Annotated in this window: 3 protein-coding genes and 1 pseudogene; 1 reads left to right on the top strand and 3 read right to left on the bottom strand. The window is 64.7% G+C overall.

The window, feature by feature from the left end; translation table 11 throughout:
• From WBQ77_RS06220 to WBQ77_RS06210, 3 genes and pseudogenes are all read right to left on the bottom strand, one after another.
• A pseudogene (locus WBQ77_RS06220) lies at positions 1-505 on the bottom strand (tRNA (N(6)-L-threonylcarbamoyladenosine(37)-C(2))-methylthiotransferase MtaB); the annotation flags it as partial.
• Positions 506-537: 32 nt separating this feature from the next.
• On the bottom strand, positions 538-1,413 hold the full coding sequence (dapF, locus tag WBQ77_RS06215; RefSeq protein ID WP_424059408.1) for a diaminopimelate epimerase: 876 nt from the start codon (positions 1,411-1,413) through the stop codon (positions 538-540).
• A 68-nt stretch (positions 1,414-1,481) separates the two neighbouring features.
• Complete coding sequence (locus tag WBQ77_RS06210) at positions 1,482-2,681, bottom strand: MFS transporter (protein WP_424042911.1); 1,200 nt, start codon at positions 2,679-2,681, stop codon at positions 1,482-1,484.
• Between the two features lie 111 nt (positions 2,682-2,792).
• On the opposite strand from WBQ77_RS06210, the gene WBQ77_RS06205 reads away from it, so the two are divergent.
• On the top strand, positions 2,793-3,717 hold a 925-nt coding region (locus WBQ77_RS06205; RefSeq protein WP_424059405.1), incomplete at its 3' end, for an amidase family protein.

The following is a 3,717-nucleotide window of genomic DNA, read 5'->3' as shown; positions in this document are numbered from 1 at the left end:
GTCCGCGCCCGAAAGGAATGATGCAAAACGTGCAGCGGTGATCGCAGCCATTCTGGATCTGCACATAGGCGCGGGCACGATTGCCGAAACCCTCGATCAGGTGCCCCGCGGTCTCCGTGACCGACATGATGTCGTTTACGGAAACTCTCTCGGTCTCGCCCGTGCCAAATCCATGTGCACCAAGCCCAGGATTGCCGAGCGCTTGGAAGGTAGGCGCCTCGAGCTTCTCCTGGTTGCCGACGACGCGGTCCACTTCGTCCATGCCGGCAAACTGATCTGGGTCAATCTGGGCCGCGCAACCGGTCACCACGATCTTCGCTCCCGGACGCTCCCGCCGCGCCTTGCGGATCGCCTGGCGCGCCTGGCGCACCGCTTCGCCCGTCACCGCGCACGTGTTGACAATCACCGCGTCGGCAACGCCGGCGGTTTGCGCATGTTGGCGCATGACTTCGGACTCGTACGCATTGAGCCTGCAGCCAAAGGTTATGATTTCCAGATCGGACATTTTCCGGGTTCTAACAGAATTCAAAGTGTGTGTCAGACACCTTGCGCTTCGCCCGTATCGAACACCTCTCCTGGGAGCGTGCCTTCGAAGTCGAGCGCGTACGGGCCGGTCATCAAAACGTGACCGTCATCCTCGCGCCATTCGATCGCCAGGTCGCCGCCCGGCAGAGTCACCGTGACCTTGCGGTCCGTCAAGCCGCGCCGGACAGCCGCGACCGCCGAGGCGCAGGCCGCCGTCCCACAGGCGCGGGTGAGTCCGACGCCCCGTTCCCAGGTCCGCAAGAGGAGATGCGCAGGGCTCAAGACTTGCGCGATCGAGATATTGGCGCGCTCGGGAAAGAGCGGATGGCGCTCCAGCATGGACCCGATCAGGTCGAGTTTGATCACGTCCACATCTTCGACAAAAAAGATCGCGTGAGGATTACCCATGCTGACCACGCCCGGCGAGTGCATCACCGGTGCGTCGATGGGGCCAGCCTGAAGCTCGATGCCGCTGGTATCGTGGAATTCCTCGGCGAGCGGAATCTCGTCCCAGCGAAGCCGCGGCTCGCCCATGTCGATGGTAACAGCGCCGTCCGCGCCGGCATACGCCCCAAGCACCTGGTCTTTGGTTTCTATGGTGACGGTAGGCCGTCCCAGCTCGGTCGCGACGACCGCTGCCACGCAGCGGGCCGCATTGCCGCATGCAGCCACCTCGCCGCCATCAGCGTTCCAGATGCGCATGAACACATCCGCCTCCGAGGACGGATCGAGCGCGATCAACTGATCGCAGCCGATCCCCGTCGCACGGTCGGCGATGGCGCGCACCGTATCGATGGGCAAAGCAAGGCCGTCTGTGCGGCGATCGATCACGACAAAGTCGTTCCCGAGGCCGTTCATCTTGCGGAAGCTGTGGCTGGTCGCGTCCATCGTCTCGAATCCAAAATCCCGGGTCTTTCTATAACGCCGCTTGCGCCATTGCCGCTAGGGCTTGGCGGCTAGACCCGCTCAATAGGCCGCACTGCCACGAACGCGACCATGGCGATGGCTGCAAATCCCGCACCCGCCAGGAACGTCGCTTCGGGCGACACCACCTCCCACAGCACCCCGGCGATCAGGCTCGCTATTAGCGTCGAGGCCCCGACCGTGAGGCCGAAGATACCGAACGCCGTCCCGCGAACCTCCGCAGGCGCCGCATGTGCCACGAGCGCCGACAAGACACCCTGTGTCAGTCCCAAATGGAGACCCCAAAGACCGATGGCAAGGAAGATGGCGACAAGACCCGAGCCGAACGCCAGCAGCAGATCGGCGGCGATCAGCGTGCCGAGCCCCGCGACGAGCAGCGGCCGCGCGCCGAAGTGATCCTGCAAACGGCCCGCCGGATAGGCCGTGACGGCAAAGACGATACTCATTACCGCGATGACCGCCGGCGCTAGCGCCAAGGGCAGGCCCGCACCGTAGGCGCGGATGACCAGAAACGCTTCGCTGAAACGGGCCAGCGTGAATACGGCGCCCGCGCCCACGACCAGCCAATAGAACCGGCCAAGGCCGCCGAGCTGGCGAAACTTGATGGGCACGCGTCTTGGTGCGGCGGCCAATGCATCCCTGGGGCCTGGATCCCGGACGAAGACCAAAAGGATAACCACCGAGATCACCGCCGGAATAACCGCAAACCACAACACGGTGCGAATATCGTCATTGAAGGCCGCCATGAGCCCTATCGCCGCCAGCGGCCCGATCGTCGCACCGACCGTGTCGAGCGACTGCCGTAGGCCGAAGGCCGCGCCGCGCCGCGCCGGCGGGGTGACATCGGCGACCAGTGCATCGCGTGGCGCCCCGCGAATTCCCTTGCCGATGCGATCCAACAGCCGCGCGAAGGCCACGAGCACGACCGAGCCGGCCAAGGGAAAGAGCGGCTTGGTCACGGCCGCCAGGCCATAACCCACGACCGCAAGCGCCTTGCGCCGCTGGAGCGTATCGGACAGCCAGCCCGAGAAGACCTTCACGGTCTGCGCCGCGGCCTCGGCGACCCCCTCGACCAGTCCGAGAACGACGGCGCTTGCACCCAGATTCACCACTAGAAACAGGGGCAGCAGGCCATGGATCAGCTCCGAGGACACATCCATGAACAGCGATGTGAAGCCGAGCGCCCAGACGGTCGGCGGAAGCGCCTTGCGGCGTCTCGTTGTTGCGCGCACCGGACCTTAGCCTCCTCGAAACCACGCGGGCTCTTCACGCGTTGCGGTGAGGGCACTTCTATGGCGTTGTGTCGGTCCGCGCACGCTCTTTTCAGACAACGGAGGCTCCGAATGATCGCCGTCCCGCAACACGATCCCGTCCATGCGCTGGTACCCCACACGCTGGAGGAACCGATACTCGGTGCGCAGACCGGCCCCATCGCCGGGCTCAGTTTCATGGCGAAGGACCTCTTTGCCATCGAGGGTCGCAAGACCGGCAACGGCAACCCGGAATCCTATGCGGCCGCTGCCCCGGCGGCGCGGACGGCGCCTGTCATCGTTGAATTGCTTGGCGCAGGCGCTTCGCTGACAGGCATCACCATTTGCGATGAGTTCTTCTATAGCGTGCTCGGGACCAACGCCCATTACGGGCAACCGGTCAATCCGCGCGCCGGGCGCTTCGTGACTGGCGGCTCGTCTTGCGGTTCGGCGGCGGCCACAGCCGCACAGATGTGCGATTTCGCGCTGGGCTCGGACACGGGCGGTTCGATCCGCGTCCCGGCCTCATTTTGCGGGCTGTATGGCCTTCGTCCCAGCCATGGCCGTATCGACACGACCGGTGTGACGCCGATGGCGCCGAGTTTCGACACGGTGGGCATTCTCGCCCAGGATGCGGCTCTGTTCCACATGGTCGGCCACACATTGCTTCATGGAGACAGCCACAACGTCCAGATCGAACGGCTCATTCTAGCAACGGACATTGTCTCTTATTGCGAAGCCAGCGTTGACCAGCTGGTGTGGGACACGCTCGAGGTGCTATCGCCCGCCCTGCCCGAAGTGGAACACACGAAGATCGCCGGAGAGGACATCGTCGCCTGGCGCACGGCCTTCGCCTCGATTCAGGGGTTCGAGCTTCAGTCGACGCTGCTCCCCTTCGTGAAGGAGCACAACGTGGAACTCGGGCCTGGGATCAAGGAGCGCTTCGAGATCGCAGCCGGGGTGACCCCCGAGGCCGCGGAAGATGCGCGGACCCTCCGGCGCGTCGTGACGGCCCATC

This window comes from Methyloceanibacter sp. (assembly GCF_049590335.1).
GTDB lineage: Bacteria > Pseudomonadota > Alphaproteobacteria > Rhizobiales > Methyloligellaceae > Methyloceanibacter.
Note: the sequence above shows the minus strand (reverse complement) of the source record. Positions and strands in the feature narration are given on the sequence as shown.

Coding starts and splice junctions, on each gene's coding strand:
- dapF (WP_424059408.1), bottom strand. CDS start 1,413: ATGGACGCGACCAGCCACAGCTTCCGCAAGATGAACGGCCTCGGGAAC.